The following is a 15072-nucleotide window of genomic DNA, read 5'->3' on the forward strand; positions in this document are numbered from 1 at the left end:
TAGATTGAGATATTGTTTAGCTTTCCTGTATTTTGGCGATTAATAGACTCCTGTAATTGTCTGATTTAGTTTGTTAAATAGAAAGCTATCTCCTGTTTTTTTACTCAGAAGCAGTTGACCTATAGGTGATACTGGTGAAATTGCAAATACATTCATATCGTCTATTTTTAATGCCCCGATACTAGTTGCAATAAAGTAGAGTCCTAGATTTGTCTTGACAAGGCTCCCTAGTTTTACAAAGTCCGTTGCGTCTGTTATTGTTGTTGCGATATTGGTCAGTTGTAAGAGGTCTTTATTCGCTTCCAGAAGTTGTCCCTGATAGCGATTGATATCTTGTTGGATCATCTCGCGGGAAGTTTCATATTTGTCACCAGCGCTACTTTTTGTATCGTCATTGCTGGAATCTCTAGCGGTTTCCAGAGCAGATTCAATCATCGCGATCCGATCATTTGTCCGTGCGATGGAAACTTCTAAAACCATCTTTTTTATATCAAAATAGCTATTTGTCATTCTGAAAAATAAGAAATATGTTTTATTCAAAAAAAAATAAAAACAATAGGCTTAAGTTCAACAGTATAGAAAAAATCAAACTATAAAAAACACGAGCGGTATTGCAATAAAGTAAAAAATTACTACATTTGTGCACTGAAACACGGAAAGGTGTCAGAGTGGTCGAATGAGCAGTCCTGGAAAGACTGTATACGGGATGACTGTATCGAGGGTTCGAATCCCTCCCTTTCCGCAAAATAAAGAGCAGCTGTAAAAAGTTGCTCTTTTTTGTTTCATAGAAACTCCCCTTCTTTATTCCTGGAAAAATTTGATAAAGCACACATACACATTTTTTTGATTTTATCATGTAAACTTTTGTCTACTGTTTTGGCAGCTTACTGTTTTAGTGCAAATAATTTAATCATTGTTTCACAATAAAAACAATTTATTACGTTATCTTTATTAGGAGCGTAAATCGCATTTATCACATAAAAATTTATAATAGAAAAAATGGGAAAATTTGTAGTGAAAACAAGAAAAGATGGCGAATTCCAGTTTAATTTAAAAGCTGGAAATGGTCAGGTTATTTTGAACAGTGAAGGATATAAAACAAAGGCGAACTGTTTAAATGGGATTGAATCTGTAAAAAGAAACGCCCAGGATAATGATAAATTTGAAAGAAAGACTTCAACAAATGGGAAGCACTATTTCAACTTGAAAGCAACCAACGGCCAAGTTATAGGAACAAGCGAAATGTATGAAAGTGCGAGTGGAATGGAAAACGGTATTGAATCTGTAAAATCAAACGCGCCAGATGCGACGATCGAAGATCTTGATTAGCAAATAAAAAATGATTTGTATAATCAAGTGCAAGTAGAGCCCGATATTATATGTCGGGCTTTACTTATATCAGAACATGATAGGTTCCGCTTTCAGAAAACAATAACACTTTTACAAATGCCGATCCCCCTCTGCTATTTCTAAATCATTAATACTCGCGTACCGTTTGCTCATCAGACCATTTTCATCAAACTCCCAGTTCTCATTTCCATAAGCTCTAAACCATCTTCCATCTTTGTTTCTATATTCATACTCAAATCGGACAGCAATTCTATTTTCGGTATGAGACCAATACTCTTTTTTCAATTTATAATCCAGTTCATTCGCCCATTTTGTCGTTAGAAACTGAACAATCTCTTCCCTCCCATTGATAAATAGATGCCTATTTCGCCATTCGCTGTCTATCGTATAAGCCATGGACACCCGTTCAGGATTCTGGGAGTTCCATGCATCTTCAGCCATCTGGATCTTTTGTTTTGCCGTTTCCAATGTAAAAGGTGGCAATGGATGTTTCTGTTCCATAAATTTTAAATAATATGATTAACAATTTCTTTTGATTTCAGAACAAGTTCATTTGAGCTAAAAAGCTGACTTTCAATAATAGCGCTTTCAAATAATAGATAGATATGCGCAGCCAATAAGCCCTCTCCCAGTATTTCTGCGAAAAATTTTCTCAGATCATTTTTGTGAGACTGTATGACAGAAAGAATTGCACTTTGATTTTTTGAGAGCTCAGAAAGAATATTTAGGAAACTACAACCTCTAAAATTTTCTTTATTATTCATATGAATAATAAAATCAAATGCAGCCAATATGGATTGTTTATGGCTGACTGAGTCTTGCGTATATGTGACTGAGTCTTGCGTATATGCGCGGAGCTCCGAAAACCAAAAAGTATGTCTGGAGGTCAAAAAAGCGATGCAAAGATCATCTTTGGATTTAAAATGCTGATAAAAACTAGCTTTGGCAACCTTTGCCTCACTTATGATCTGATTTATCCCTGTGCTATTGTATCCCTGTTGATGGAATAATAAGGAGGCTGTATTTAAAACTCTCTCTCTTGGGTTATCCATTTCTTTAAATTTTGTAAAACAAAAATAGAAAACAATCATTAAACAGACAAGTCTGTCTGTTTAATGATTGTTTTAAATAGACGCATAAAAGATACCTGTCATAAAACAATACTAGCTGTAATTTGTCTTATATTCAGTCGGTTATGGTTGTTTTTTTGAAGTTATCACTATATATAAAATTAGCTGTAAAGAACTTTTATCAGCATTCTCAAAAACTTAATGTGCATTAAGTTTACTACTTAATCTAGATTATTCTTTAAAAGAGCGGCCTTATCTAATTTTATAAGTGAGAAAAATAGGTCGCGAATGTGGCCTATTGAGATTATCAAAAAATTAAAAAACAACATTATGGCAAGTTTTCCAATTCGTGATCAAAAGAAAGATCATTTGATTACTCCAGAAAATGCGGCTCTAGTCATTATTGATTATCAGCCAGTACAGGTTAATTCGATTGCCTCCATGGATAGGCAACTCCTTATCAACAATATTGTTGGGTTGGCCAAGATGGCAAAGCTCTATAATCTTCCTATCATCCTCTCCACTGTCAATGTGAAAACTGGTTTGAACTTTGAAACAATTCCCCAATTACGGAAAGAGCTTAAAGGGATACCTTCTTATGATCGTACGACAATAAATGCTTGGGAGGATGTGGAGTTTTTAAAGGCTGTTAAAGAAACAAAACGGTCTAAACTCATTATGACTGCCTTATGGACTGAAGCCTGCCTTTCCTTCCCTTCTTTGGATGCACTACAAGAAGGATTTGAAGTTTATCCGGTTGTTGATGCTGTCGGGGGGACTTCTGTAGCAGCACATGATGCCGCATTGCGCAGAATTGAACAAGCCGGAGGTCAGCCGGTTAGTGTTGCACAACTTTTCTGTGAATTACAAAGAGATTGGGCGAGAGCAGATACCGCCCATGGCTTTATGAATCTTTTTATAGAAACTGGCGGAACTGCAGGTATTCAGTTTTCCTATGACAAAGCGGAATAAAGAATGGGTATAAAAACATTATAATGGTTAACAAGCTATCCCCAGGATAATCTTTATCAGCGATCCTGGGGATAATTAAAAATAGCTCAACGATTCCTGGCATCAATTAACTAACTTTATGTAAAAGAACCTAAAAAAATGAAAAAAGTATCTAGCTATTTGAAGGTGATCGCTTTTTACCTGCTTACATTGCTTATTTTTGTTGGCTCATCTGCGATTACAAAACAGCTTCCTTCATCAGATCTGTTCTCTATAATCGTTGCATCCATCCTTACTTTTGCCTTGGTTTATTGGTTCGTTCGGAATGATAAAAGTACACTTTCCAAAAATGGACTAGGTTATAATAGAAAGAGTCTTATATACTTTACATCAGGATTTGTTATAGGTATGGTTATGGTCTTTATTATGACCGTGATTGTATTCAATTTTAGTGAGGTTACTTTTACCCGATCACAAACTTTCAACCCAAATATTTTTGGTGTATATATTCCTTTGTTTCTTTTTGTGGCTTGTCGTGAAGAACTTGTCTTTAGAACATATATGCTTTGGAAATTAAAGGCAACTACTGGTTCTTTTATCGCAATGATTATTGTTGTAGTGATTTTCATTATTGAGCACCTTCTTGGAGGGTATACCGTTGTAAACGCACTTATTGGATCGGGATTAGGAGCGATCCTATTTGGATTTGCTACCCTAAGAACAGGAAATATTGCGTTATCAGCGGGGCTTCATTTTGCTTGGAATCTAACACATTGGTTATTTGGCTTCAAGGGGAATACAGGTTTTTTCGTTGAAACAGTTCACAAAGGAACAGAACAGCAGGCTGAAACAGTCGCATTTATAGGCTATGTTGTTGCAATGATAATAGGTATCGGTGTAGTTTATCTATTCTTTAAACCTTTAAAAATAGGATTGGAAAAATAGAAAATCAAATAAAAATCATCCCGCAAAGAATACAACTGGATTAGGTCCACACATAGCGATCAGCATCATAACCATTGTGCTGATGGTTAATTTCAGTGATTTCTTCCAATGATATACAAATGTAAGTATTCATAAGCAAAGCTTCTCACCTATTCCACCGGATATCCATAATCGCTTGGAGCTCTTGGACGGTGATATACACCTAGAGCAGGAAAATAACGATATTTTGATCGTGATCCAGATTCCTTTTAAAGCAAGATAGATAAATTGAATTATGTGTTTTCTTGAACAAAAAAAAATGTCGCAGAAAAAGGGCTTTAATGCTTTGTAAAGGCTATAATTGAATTTATTCTAAAAATAAAAAAGTAAAACCTGTTATATGTCAATATTTTATACCTATACTTGTAACATAATCAGGCTCCTCCTTTGCTTTTCTGAAACCGTCAGGTATCCCTTTCTGCTCAGTTTTTGCATTTTCAGAAGCTAATTTTGTTGTCAAAATAATAGGTGAAGTACCTTTTTTGAACTTGCATAAACCCAAGCCCATTAAAATACAAAACATCATTTCTTGTGAACAAATAGATTTATCATTGCAGGGATAGCAGTATCTTTTCAATAGGTTTAATAATGAATAATTTAATACTAATATATAATACAATGCAAGAAGGAACAGTAAAATTCTTTAACCAGACAAAAGGTTTCGGTTTTATTACACCAGCTGATGGTGGTGAAGACATTTTCGTACATGTTACCGGTCTAATCAATGAAGTACGCGAAAATGATAGCGTAACATTTGATGTAGAAAACGGAAAAAAGGGCATTAACGCAACTAATGTACGTATCGCTTAATTAAGTAGAATACTCAATCTCGAAGTTGCATGGCGCATCTTCTAAGAAAGTGTAACAGATTACTGTTGCACTTTTTTTTGTTCCTCCCCTTATCAAGTAATCGACTGTTCCTTAGTTCTTTTTAAGCTGTCGCTTAAATTGGTAAATCTCGAAATTCTAACGAATCCCTGATAGAGCCTACCAGGGATTATAGCTAATGACCAAGGACTAATCGTTGTGGTACTACATCACATAGTAATTCGCTTTTTTTCAAAATCAAAATATTACAAATCACCTCCGCAATTCCATATAGACAATTTTGCTTTTGTCGCGAATTTTACCTGTGATTTAGACTTGTCATAACCTACGTTGCTGACAGGATTGCATTCAACGGTATTAGCGGAAATTTCTCATGAATAAAAATGATATAAAAAACACGAATCTCCTTCGGAAGTCCATCGTGGATACTAGGTCTCTCCTATTGACCAGAAAAATACGACAGCTCAAAGTATCCGATCTTATTTCGGCACTGAATCTCTCCAGGAGCAAGTTCTTTCGCTTCTTTGGAAATATGAATATTATTTTGGAATTAGTCATTTCAGAAGAACTTGAGCGCAGTTATGATCTTATTGCCTGTAATCTTCTGGCCGGCCTGGACAACCCACATCTAATAGCCGAACTCAATCTGCTTCGGGCAATCTATCTAAGAAAGAACAGTATACTTTATAATTATTATAAGGGCATATTATCCCTGCCCAAAAGATATGCGACATTAATACAAGCTCTCGCAGCAAAGGAACAGCAATTGTACATAAATATCTTATCAAAACAAAAGAACTATCTCGCAAATGATTACAGTCAGATTAAACTATTGCCTCTGTTTCAAAATAGGGCAATTAACCAGGAGTCGCTAGCGTAGCATATCAGTAAATTTCACAACTCTTAGCCGAAATACCATAGTAATTCCCCGGTAGGTAATCAGGAAATTTGTAAGACTAAAATAAATTCAAGATGAAAAATGTAGAATTGAGCATACCAGATATGCAGAGCACACACTGCCAAACAAGAGTGAATGCTGTGGTTAACGAGTTTGAGGATGTCAAAATTGAAAGATTGGAAGCTGGAAGACTTACTGTTTCAATTGATCGTAACGAAATTGAAGATGAACTGGTATCCGCGATTACGCGTGCAGGCTACAACGTAAAACCTGAGCGTAGTGAAAAATCTTCAAGTTGTTCAACAGGCTGTTGCGGATAATGGGCAATAACGTAGAGAAGCAAGCCATCTGCTTCTCTACGTTATTGGTAAGAATACCTGCAAAAAGTCCTCTTTTATAAAAGAATTATGATAAATATGTACAATTCAGATGAGTGCCCGGATATGATAACGAAAGTTTATCTTGTGGTGGAGCAGATTATTCAATCGCAGTTGGAAACCGGAAAATCCATCCAATTCGCACTGGAACTTAACAACAAACTAAAAACAGATTATCAAGAATTGAACAATCTATTCCTCGCCCGATGTGATATGAGTCTCGATGTAATTTTCCTAAAACAGATTGTCGAAAAGGTGAAAGAACTGCTTGTGTATACTGAACAGCCACTGTCACAAATCGCGAAAGCATTAGGTTACGAAAAATCAAATGACCTATCGGAACAGTTGCTGCGCTATACCGGGTTAACACCGGCACACTTCAAACGTATCCGAGAAATCAAGCTGGAAAACATCAGGCGGCAGCAGAAAAAAATATAAGGGGTTGGCACACAAAATTATTGTCAGAAAGGGAATCGTGGAATGAAAAAATATACTTGGCGTACACATAAAGTTGTAAGGGAAACAGAAGACACGGTAACGATATACTTCGATGCAACAGCACAGAAGATGACCTACCTGCCGGGACAGTATCTCAATATCCGGTTTAATATTAACGACGAATTGCTTATAAGATCCTATTCATTGAGTTCCATCCCATCCGACAGGTATCCTGCTATTACAGTTAAACGGGTTGAAGGCGGTAAGATGAGTTCGTATATAGTAGATCATGCAGCAAATATCGAGACCTGGGATGTAGAAGGTCCATTTGGAAGTTTTATTTTGGACCAGGAGATCGCAGATCAACAGCAGGTTGTTTTGCTTGCCGGAGGGAGCGGCATTTCGCCGCTATTTTCGATGTTGAAGAGTATTGGCAGCACAAGACATACTCCCTTGTTGATCTACAGTAGTAAATCACCGGAAGAAACTATTTTTTTTGATCTATTAACATCACTCGAAGTTGAGCGTAGATTGGACATCTGCTATTCTTTTACGGCACCAGAATTTGTTTCGACAAAAATGAATCATATCCCGGGGCGGTTCTCTTTACTTGTGCTCCGTTCAGTGATCAAAAGGCTTGTCGCAGCAATTAATGATACACATTATTATATCTGTGGTCCCGTTGCGTTGATGGACCTTTACAGGGATGCCCTGATAGGCCTGAAAATTCCCCAAGAAAATATCCATATGGAATATTTCAATGCGACAGCTACAGATCTGGCTAATTTTGAAACAGCAGGCAGTACAAACGAGGTAATCATAACACACTACGAGGACAGCTATGTAGACGATCAAATACAAACATTCGAATGTACCTCACTTGTCGAGGTTAAACCACGGCAATCGTTATTAGAGGCCATGAAAATACATGCTATTAACGTGGCAAGTTCTTGCAACAATGGAACTTGTGGAACCTGTTGGGCAGTCAAAACAACAGGTATAATTCATATGCACCGTCACGACGCATTACCCCCTGAAGATATTGCAGCGGGAATAGTTTTGCTCTGTCAAAGTTACCCCTTAACTGGGGATGTATGTGTTACTTTGCAGTAACACATACAGTTCAAAAATTTTCCTTCAACAGTTCCTTTAGATTTCGATGCTCCAGACATAGATCGGCATACATCGATTTTAAGGTATTGTTCTCTTCGTTCAAATTCACCAATACGACTAGTATATCCATTGCAACATCTTTATATTTATCTTTCAGTTCGTAAATCGTGGCGCCATATACGCCATATTTATCAAAAAGCTCCACCCCACTTTTTCCTAAATTATAGTCTTTCAGTATCTTGCTGATCTGATGTTCATTATTTGCTTTGTTCTTCATCTTGCTAACGTATTATCTGTTACAAAATTCAGAAAGATCGACAGCCTTAACTATATACTTTTCCCCCTTAATTTTATGATATTTAACGCTACCACAGACCATAACCTAAAATTTCGCAAATCTAAGAAGGAATATCATATAATCATATTCGATACAAATGCTGAATTTTATCCGGATATAAAAGAGGGACAAATACATGATGAAAACTAGGACTCTGTTAATAAAAGGAATGGTGTGCAATAGATGTGTGTATGTACTGAAAAGGGAAATGACGACCCTGGGTTTTGAGGTATTGGACATTATGCTTGGGCAAGTCATCCTAAAGGCGACGGATGATTTTCCTCAAAAGATGAATACAATGGAACTGATGCTGAAAGGAAACGGTTTCGAATTGCTTTACGAAAAGAAACAGAAGATAATCAATGGTATAAAAGCGTATGTTGAAAAAGGGATCGATATGCAATTGGCAAGCGGAGTTCCAACTCGGTTTACGGCCTTGATCAGCGATCAGCTAAACAAGAATTACGATACCTTGAGTACCCTGTTTTCGTCGACGGAGGGAATAACGCTCGAAAAGTATATTATTTTTAGGAAACTCGAAAAGGTAAAACACCTGTTGGTTTACACCGAAATGTCTCTGACGGAGATTGCCTACGCCTTGGGCTACAGCAGTCAGGCATACCTATCCAACCAACTAAAAAAATACACGGGCTTCACATCAAGCCATTTTAAACAGGCTAAACAGAAAGAAAACCAACAGAGCTACTGAAATAACAGTAGCTCTCCTTTTTTATACCCCGCTCCTTTCGTATTTAACCCTTCCAGAACAAATGAACCTTAGCATCTGATGTTACGAGGTTCGCGCGCAATGTCTATCAGCATCGACCAACATCCTCGCAGCATCAGCGTTGCGGGAAGACCATATAACCCTCCTCCTGTTCATTTAACCATTCAGAGATAAAAGAGCCTGACCATCTGACGTTACAGATTTCGGACGAAATATCTTTCAGCCCCTACCAATACCCTCGTGGTTATTAGCGCTACGGGAAAAATCAGTAAATCTTATAAATTGAATAAGGAGTTGCATACGCTGCGCCTGCACGAGTATCGTCAATTTTGTATTCGGTAAATGATCTGGACACAATGTCCAGAAAATTCAATAATCAATTTATAAAAATAGTAACGTTTAATCATTTATTGCAAATCATAAAAAGCAAGACCATGTTATACAAATCAACAAAATCAAGGACGGGTATGTTAGTTCCCCTAATTGGTGTCATACTTATTGCCTGTGAGAACAAGCCTGAAAAACCAGCCGCCGCACCCACCAGCATCAACGTTGATGACGCACGGTTACCTGTCGATATATTGATCGCGCAGGAGGAGGAACTTCATCACGATGAGACCGCCATAGGAACCATGATGCCTTATCGGGAAGTGTCCATTGTCGGCGAACTACCGCAAAAAATTATCCATGTCGCATTTCAGGACGGTAGCTACGTGGAGCAGGGAGCCATACTCTATATCCTGAATGATACCGATATCAGGGCACGTCTTAATCAGATCGGAGCTGAATTGGAACTAGCAAAACTGAATAAAGAACGGTTACAGAACCTGTTGAAAACCGAAACGATAAAACAACAGGAATACGATGAAGCACTTATGCGCTTTCGTTCTTTAACCGCCCAGCGAGAACTGCTTCGTGTAGAACTGGCCAAGACTGTCATTAGAGCGCCTTTTTCCGGAAAAATAGGTATTTCAAAAGTGCATGTGGGGGGCTATGTTATCCCTGGTGTCGCGCTGGTTACCCTGCAGGACCAAATCAGCCTCAAGATTAACTTTTCTATTTCCGAGAGACACCTGCCGTTGATCAATAACGGGACAAAAGTCCGCTTCACAACAGTACTATCCGCAGAGCAACTTGAGGCGACAGTACTCGCTACAGAGCCGGGACTGGATGCTTCGGGCCGAAGTCTGGAAGTTCAAGCGCGCGTGGATAATTCCAATAGAAAATTCCGACCGGGGATGTCCGCCAAAATACATTTTGGTAGCAGCGACAAAGGTGCTAAAGGTGTCAAAATACCTACAGAGGCCCTCATGCCTGGAGATGGCGGATACAATGCATTTGTTATCGCCGATGGCAAAGCGAAGCCCGTTGCAGTCACCATCGGTAATCGAACAGAAGCCGAGGCCGTCATCACAGCCGGTCTGAGTACTGGGGACAGCATTATTGTCTCCAATATGTTGCGTATTGGGGATGGTACACCCGTAAAAGCTATTATTCCAACTAAATAAGATGCCATGAGTATATCGTCACTAAGTATAAAAAAGCCTGTATTGGCCGGAGTATTTTCTCTTTTGTTGGTTATATTGGGAATTGTCGGATGGAAGCAGTTGGGGGTGCGGGAATTTCCACTTACCGAGCCTCCGGTCATCTCCGTGATTACCTTCTACCCCGGTGCGAGCCCTGATGTCATCGCATCCAAACTTACGCGCCCTATGGAGGAGTCTATCGCCGAAGCCGGTGGTATCCGGACGATCTCTTCGGAATCACGTGAACAGGTCAGTGTCATCTCGGTAGAATTTAACCGTGAGACTGACATTGAGGACGCGTTAAATGATGTCAGAGACAAAGTCGCCAAATCCCGGAAGCAGCTGCCAGCAGATGTAGATCCACCTATTGTTCAGAAGGCATCCTCCGCAGACAACCTGGTCGCCTTTCTTGAAGTAGAAAGTGATACAAAAGATATCAAAGAGGTCAGTCATATTGCCTCCACGGTTATCAAAGACAGGATGCAATCCATTCCGGGAATCAATAACGTCGCTATTGTCGGGGAACATAAATATGCCATGCGACTCCGGTTTGACCCGATTAAATTAGCTTCCTATCAGCTTACTCCCGAAGATGTCCGACAGGCCCTGCTCAGAGAGAATATTGATCTACCCTCAGGGCGCATCGAAGGTGATCAGAGTGAATTGAGTATACGGACACTTGGACGTCTCAACAGTGCCGCAGATTTTAATGAGATGCTGATCAAAAAAGTCGGCAACAGCGTTATCAAACTGAAAGATATTGGTGTAGCAGAACTTGGTGAAATGAACGAACGTACCGCTATTATCAACGAGACGGGCAATCTGAATCGTATCGGTATCGGGGTAGCGATCCAGATTCAACGCGATGCCAATGCCATAGAGGTTGTGGACGAATTTTATAAACGCCTGGCACAGCTCAAAAAAGATATACCTTCCGATTACCGCCTTATTGTAGGGTTTGATTTCACGCGTTCCGTCCGTGAATCCATCAAGGAGGTTGAAGAAACCCTATTTATCGCATTTGGATTGGTCGTGCTTATTATTTTTCTTTTCCTTCGGGACTGGCGTTCGACCATTATTCCGGTATTGGCCATACCAGTATCTATATTATCTGCATTTTTCATTATGTATATTGCTGGCTTTTCCATCAATGTGCTCACACTGCTGGGGCTGGTACTTGCAATAGGACTTGTGGTCGATGATGCTATCGTGGTACTTGAAAACATCTACAAGAAAATTGAGGAAGGGATGTCCCCGATACAGGCCGCATTTAAAGGTTCCAAAGAAATCTACTTTGCCGTAATTTCAACCACAATTACCTTGGCAGCGGTATTTTTGCCAATTGTATTTATGGGCGGTATTAGCGGTCAGCTCTTTCTTGAGTTTGCCGTTGTAGTTTCCGGATCTGTCTTGGTTTCCGCTTTCGTGGCCCTGACACTGACACCCATGTTGAGCGCTTATTTTCTCAAAAAGAAAGCTGGTCCAGGCTGGTTCTATCGGGTGACCGAACCTTTTTTTGTCCGCTTAAATAATGGCTATACGCAATTGCTGGTTCTTTTCATGAAAGTACGCTGGCTCGCCTGGCTGTTTCTGATTGTTACAACAGGACTGATCTACTTCGTCGGTAAAACATTACCATCGGAACTTGCACCCGTAGAAGACCGCTCCAATATGAATCTGATTGCTGTAGCCCCCGAAGGAGTTTCTTTTGAGTACATGAAAAAGAATATGATCGAAGTCGGTAAGTATGTAAACGATTCCACCGATGGCTTGTACCAGACCTATTCCATGGTGGCTATTTCCTTTATCCCTGCTCCCGCTCCGGTTAATGTTGCGGTGCAAAGTATCTATTTGAAAGATCCGAAAGAAAGGAAAAAGTCTATCCAGGACCTGTACAACCAATATGGTGCTGCCTCAGGTAATTTCCGGGGTTTCCTCCTGTTTCCCTATCTCCCGCCAACCATTGGCACCCGATATGGTGGTGGTATGCCAGTCCAGTTTGTGTTACAGGCACAAAACCTGGATAGTCTGACCGCTGTCTTACCTAAATTTTTGGGTGCGGTACGTCAGAGCAAAAAACTGATGTTTGCCGATTCGGATCTTAAAATAAACAAACCAGAGGTAAAAATAACGATAGATCGGGAGAAGGCCGCACTGATGGGTGTATCCATCGAAGAGGTGGCTCGTACCCTACAGTTATCTCTTTCGGGACAACGTTATGGTTATTTCCTGCGCGATGACCGTCAATATGAAGTGATTGGACAGTTGTCACGCCCTTATAGGAATGATATCAATGACTTAAATGGTATTTATGTCCACTCAACAACAGGTCAGATGATTCCACTGAGTAACCTCATCACCACAAAAGAAGCTGTAAGTCCAGCCGCGATTTACCGATACGATCAATATACCTCTGCCACGATATCCGCAGCACCCATGCCGGGTGTAAGCCTTGCTGAAGCTATACAAGAGATCGAAAAAATAAAAGCCGAAGTGCTGGGGGAGAATTTTAAATCCTCCTTAGCTGGGCAGTCACGCGATTTCAGCGAAAGCCAGGGCAATATCACCTTCACATTAATACTGGCGCTTCTACTCATCTATATGATATTGGCCGCGCAGTTTGAAAGTCTCAGAGACCCGCTCACCATTATGCTTACGGTACCGATGGCAGTAACAGGTGCGATCCTCAGCCTGCACTGGTTTGGTCAGAGCTTAAATGTATTTAGTCAAATCGGCATCATTACGCTCGTTGGACTCATAACCAAAAATGGTATTCTAATCGTCGAATTTGCCAATCACCTGAAAGATACTGGACTTTCGAAATACGATGCCGCCATTACAGCAGCTGAACAGCGTTTTCGCCCCATACTGATGACCTCCCTGGCGATGATATTCGGTGCATTGCCCATTGCGCTTACGGTAAACAGTCGTCAGTCCCTAGGTATTGTCATCGCTGGTGGACTTGTGTTCTCCGGTATACTCACGCTATTCATTATCCCTGCAGTTTACTCCTACCTGTCCAGTAATAAGCGCAAGGAAGTCATTGTTGAAGAAGATGCCGAAAGTCTATATGAAAACGCAACGCGCTAATTATCAATCCCAAAGTCTATTACAATGAAAAAAACAATATATACATGCATTACCACGCTGCTGCTGATCTGCGGAGGCAAACCACTGTTTGCTCAGGATAAAGCCCTCTCCCTCACTGCTGCATTGGAAATCGCAGAAAAGGGAAATAAAACAGTACAGGCACAGCTATTAGAGGAAATACATGCGACGGCGCTGACAACGGAGAGCAGAGGTGCTTTATTACCAACCATTACGGCAAACGTGGCCTATTCCTACTACTTTGACCGGCAAACAATATTTCTACCGGGGTATTTTGCCGGTACAAGCAAACCCGTACAAGATGTTGCTGTTGGAGGAAAAAATGCTTTTAACGGCATGCTCTCCTTGTATCAACCCATTTTTGCGATAGATCTTAGCAGGCAAAAAGAAACAGCATTTATCAATGAACAGATCGAACTTCAAAAAACAGCTAACCTTAAAAGCAAAGTTGCGCTTCAGGTTTCGGTAAACTATCTTAACATCTTGATCATGAACGAGCAGCTAACTTTACTTGAACAAAGCCTGCTTCGAAATATCATATCCCTGAATGATGCCCGTTCCCTATTTGCACAGGGCCGGGCGCTGAAATCCGATACACTACGCAGTTTTATTGAGGTAGAAAATATCAGGTCATCGGTTTCGTATCTGAAAAACAATACCCATGTTTCGCTCATCGAATTAAAAAGGCTGCTTGGAATAGATGAATCCCAAGGTATTGTATTGACTGATAAGCTGGAATTTAGCGGCCAGCAGGAAACTTATTTATTGGATGATCTATTGAAAACGGCGGCTCAAAATCGTAAAGACCTTGCTATAAAGCAACTGCTCATTGATCTCCAACAGAAAAAAATGGAAGCCAAAGAGGCCGAGCTCATGCCCAAGTTGGCATTAGTAGGTCAGTATCAGGTGCAAGCCCAGGCAGATAATATGCGGTTGGGAGACTATGTCTGGCCCAGAACATCGTTTTTGGGACTACAGCTGTCCATACCGATTTTCAACGGCAACAGGACCCGATCGCAAATCAATCAGGCGAGCATTAAACTAAAACAGGAACAGATACGCTTAGACGATTTTAGAGATGAAATCAAAACCCAACTGGCCGCTATCATCAGCAAATGGAGAGAAGCCATTACACAATTGGAGATCCAGAAAACAACCGTTAGTTCAGCAGAACTGAACTATCAGATGAACGAAGACCGTTTCAAAAATGGCTTAGGTTCGCGCCTTGAGTTGACGGATGCTGACCTTGCACTGACACAGGCACGGATAAACCGGCTACGGGCCACTTACAACCTGAGGATGCTCCATACGGAGATGCAACATGCCTTGGGATTATTGGACCTGCAATCAAAAACAAACAAGTAG

General features: G+C 40.1%; 16 protein-coding genes and 1 tRNA gene. 13 read left to right on the forward strand and 4 right to left on the reverse strand.

The features are described from left to right. Positions 1 to 39: 39 nt before the first annotated feature. Positions 40 to 480, reverse strand: coding sequence for a GreA/GreB family elongation factor (locus DFQ12_RS02875; protein WP_147420314.1), 441 nt, complete (start codon positions 478 to 480; stop codon positions 40 to 42). 174 nt (positions 481 to 654) lie between these two features. Between DFQ12_RS02875 and DFQ12_RS28050 the strand changes: the two genes are divergently transcribed. Both DFQ12_RS28050 and DFQ12_RS02880 read left to right on the forward strand, forming a co-directional pair. After that, positions 655 to 742: transfer RNA gene (locus DFQ12_RS28050), tRNA-Ser, on the forward strand. 257 nt (positions 743 to 999) lie between these two features. Further along, a complete protein-coding gene (locus DFQ12_RS02880) occupies positions 1000 to 1329 on the forward strand; it encodes a YegP family protein (protein WP_120257519.1) in 330 nt (109 codons plus the stop codon). Between the two features lie 111 nt (positions 1330 to 1440). Here DFQ12_RS02880 and DFQ12_RS02885 read toward each other — a convergent pair whose 3' ends face one another. Both DFQ12_RS02885 and DFQ12_RS02890 read right to left on the reverse strand, forming a co-directional pair. Next, on the reverse strand, positions 1441 to 1851 hold the full coding sequence (locus DFQ12_RS02885; RefSeq protein WP_120257520.1) for a nuclear transport factor 2 family protein: 411 nt from the start codon (positions 1849 to 1851) through the stop codon (positions 1441 to 1443). Positions 1852 to 1856: 5 nt separating this feature from the next. Further along, the gene (locus DFQ12_RS02890) at positions 1857 to 2402 is read right to left on the reverse strand and encodes a TetR/AcrR family transcriptional regulator (protein WP_120259191.1); all 546 of its coding nucleotides are present in this window, start codon (positions 2400 to 2402) and stop codon (positions 1857 to 1859) included. Positions 2403 to 2750: 348 nt separating this feature from the next. On the opposite strand from DFQ12_RS02890, the gene DFQ12_RS02895 reads away from it, so the two are divergent. The 7 genes from DFQ12_RS02895 to DFQ12_RS02925 all read left to right on the forward strand — a co-directional run bounded on the left by DFQ12_RS02895 (position 2751) and on the right by DFQ12_RS02925 (position 8009). Then, positions 2751 to 3392: a hydrolase gene (locus DFQ12_RS02895; protein ID WP_120259192.1), complete on the forward strand. Its 642-nt coding sequence runs from the start codon at positions 2751 to 2753 to the stop codon at positions 3390 to 3392. A gap of 138 nt (positions 3393 to 3530) precedes the next feature. Continuing rightward, positions 3531 to 4316, forward strand: a complete 786-nt coding sequence (locus DFQ12_RS02900; RefSeq protein WP_120257521.1) for a CPBP family intramembrane glutamic endopeptidase — start codon at positions 3531 to 3533, stop codon at positions 4314 to 4316. 657 nt (positions 4317 to 4973) lie between these two features. Next, on the forward strand, positions 4974 to 5165 hold the full coding sequence (locus DFQ12_RS02905; protein ID WP_120259193.1) for a cold-shock protein: 192 nt from the start codon (positions 4974 to 4976) through the stop codon (positions 5163 to 5165). Between the two features lie 391 nt (positions 5166 to 5556). Beyond that, entirely contained in the window at positions 5557 to 6063 is a 507-nt protein-coding gene (locus DFQ12_RS02910; RefSeq protein WP_120257522.1) for a hypothetical protein, read from the forward strand. A 92-nt stretch (positions 6064 to 6155) separates the two neighbouring features. Beyond that, positions 6156 to 6401, forward strand: coding sequence for a heavy-metal-associated domain-containing protein (locus DFQ12_RS02915; RefSeq protein ID WP_120257523.1), 246 nt, complete (start codon positions 6156 to 6158; stop codon positions 6399 to 6401). A 123-nt stretch (positions 6402 to 6524) separates the two neighbouring features. Beyond that, complete coding sequence (locus DFQ12_RS02920) at positions 6525 to 6896, forward strand: helix-turn-helix domain-containing protein (protein WP_167457181.1); 372 nt, start codon at positions 6525 to 6527, stop codon at positions 6894 to 6896. A 42-nt stretch (positions 6897 to 6938) separates the two neighbouring features. Next, positions 6939 to 8009, forward strand: a complete 1071-nt coding sequence (locus tag DFQ12_RS02925) for a flavin reductase family protein (RefSeq protein WP_120257525.1) — start codon at positions 6939 to 6941, stop codon at positions 8007 to 8009. Between the two features lie 10 nt (positions 8010 to 8019). Here the strand turns inward: DFQ12_RS02925 and DFQ12_RS02930 are convergent, their stop codons facing one another. After that, the gene (locus DFQ12_RS02930; RefSeq protein ID WP_120257526.1) at positions 8020 to 8286 is read right to left on the reverse strand and encodes a hypothetical protein; all 267 of its coding nucleotides are present in this window, start codon (positions 8284 to 8286) and stop codon (positions 8020 to 8022) included. A 229-nt stretch (positions 8287 to 8515) separates the two neighbouring features. Between DFQ12_RS02930 and DFQ12_RS02940 the strand changes: the two genes are divergently transcribed. From DFQ12_RS02940 to DFQ12_RS02955, 4 genes are all read left to right on the forward strand, one after another. Continuing rightward, positions 8516 to 9055 carry a helix-turn-helix domain-containing protein gene (locus tag DFQ12_RS02940; protein ID WP_208642418.1) on the forward strand — a complete coding sequence of 180 codons (540 nt, stop codon included), beginning with the start codon at positions 8516 to 8518 and terminating at the stop codon, positions 9053 to 9055. 452 nt (positions 9056 to 9507) lie between these two features. Further along, on the forward strand, positions 9508 to 10581 hold the full coding sequence (locus tag DFQ12_RS02945; protein WP_120259195.1) for an efflux RND transporter periplasmic adaptor subunit: 1074 nt from the start codon (positions 9508 to 9510) through the stop codon (positions 10579 to 10581). Between the two features lie 6 nt (positions 10582 to 10587). Then, on the forward strand, positions 10588 to 13689 hold the full coding sequence (locus DFQ12_RS02950) for an efflux RND transporter permease subunit (RefSeq protein ID WP_120257528.1): 3102 nt from the start codon (positions 10588 to 10590) through the stop codon (positions 13687 to 13689). 24 nt (positions 13690 to 13713) lie between these two features. Beyond that, positions 13714 to 15072 carry a TolC family protein gene (locus DFQ12_RS02955; RefSeq protein ID WP_120257529.1) on the forward strand — a complete coding sequence of 453 codons (1359 nt, stop codon included), beginning with the start codon at positions 13714 to 13716 and terminating at the stop codon, positions 15070 to 15072.

It is taken from the genome of Sphingobacterium detergens, from assembly GCF_003610355.1.
GTDB lineage: Bacteria > Bacteroidota > Bacteroidia > Sphingobacteriales > Sphingobacteriaceae > Sphingobacterium > Sphingobacterium detergens.

Excerpts from the sequence above, each read along its gene's own strand:
- DFQ12_RS02875 (WP_147420314.1), bottom strand. The coding sequence starts at position 480 with ATGGTTTTAGAAGTTTCCATCGCACGGACAAATGATCGGATCGCGATG.
- DFQ12_RS02880 (WP_120257519.1), top strand. The coding sequence starts at position 1,000 with ATGGGAAAATTTGTAGTGAAAACAAGAAAAGATGGCGAATTCCAGTTT.
- DFQ12_RS02885 (WP_120257520.1), bottom strand. The coding sequence starts at position 1,851 with ATGGAACAGAAACATCCATTGCCACCTTTTACATTGGAAACGGCAAAA.
- DFQ12_RS02890 (WP_120259191.1), bottom strand. The coding sequence starts at position 2,402 with ATGGATAACCCAAGAGAGAGAGTTTTAAATACAGCCTCCTTATTATTC.
- DFQ12_RS02895 (WP_120259192.1), top strand. The coding sequence starts at position 2,751 with ATGGCAAGTTTTCCAATTCGTGATCAAAAGAAAGATCATTTGATTACT.
- DFQ12_RS02900 (WP_120257521.1), top strand. The coding sequence starts at position 3,531 with ATGAAAAAAGTATCTAGCTATTTGAAGGTGATCGCTTTTTACCTGCTT.
- DFQ12_RS02905 (WP_120259193.1), top strand. The coding sequence starts at position 4,974 with ATGCAAGAAGGAACAGTAAAATTCTTTAACCAGACAAAAGGTTTCGGT.
- DFQ12_RS02910 (WP_120257522.1), top strand. The coding sequence starts at position 5,557 with ATGAATAAAAATGATATAAAAAACACGAATCTCCTTCGGAAGTCCATC.
- DFQ12_RS02915 (WP_120257523.1), top strand. The coding sequence starts at position 6,156 with ATGAAAAATGTAGAATTGAGCATACCAGATATGCAGAGCACACACTGC.
- DFQ12_RS02920 (WP_167457181.1), top strand. The coding sequence starts at position 6,525 with ATGATAACGAAAGTTTATCTTGTGGTGGAGCAGATTATTCAATCGCAG.
- DFQ12_RS02925 (WP_120257525.1), top strand. The coding sequence starts at position 6,939 with ATGAAAAAATATACTTGGCGTACACATAAAGTTGTAAGGGAAACAGAA.
- DFQ12_RS02930 (WP_120257526.1), bottom strand. The coding sequence starts at position 8,286 with ATGAAGAACAAAGCAAATAATGAACATCAGATCAGCAAGATACTGAAA.
- DFQ12_RS02940 (WP_208642418.1), top strand. The coding sequence starts at position 8,516 with ATGGTGTGCAATAGATGTGTGTATGTACTGAAAAGGGAAATGACGACC.
- DFQ12_RS02945 (WP_120259195.1), top strand. The coding sequence starts at position 9,508 with ATGTTATACAAATCAACAAAATCAAGGACGGGTATGTTAGTTCCCCTA.
- DFQ12_RS02950 (WP_120257528.1), top strand. The coding sequence starts at position 10,588 with ATGAGTATATCGTCACTAAGTATAAAAAAGCCTGTATTGGCCGGAGTA.
- DFQ12_RS02955 (WP_120257529.1), top strand. The coding sequence starts at position 13,714 with ATGAAAAAAACAATATATACATGCATTACCACGCTGCTGCTGATCTGC.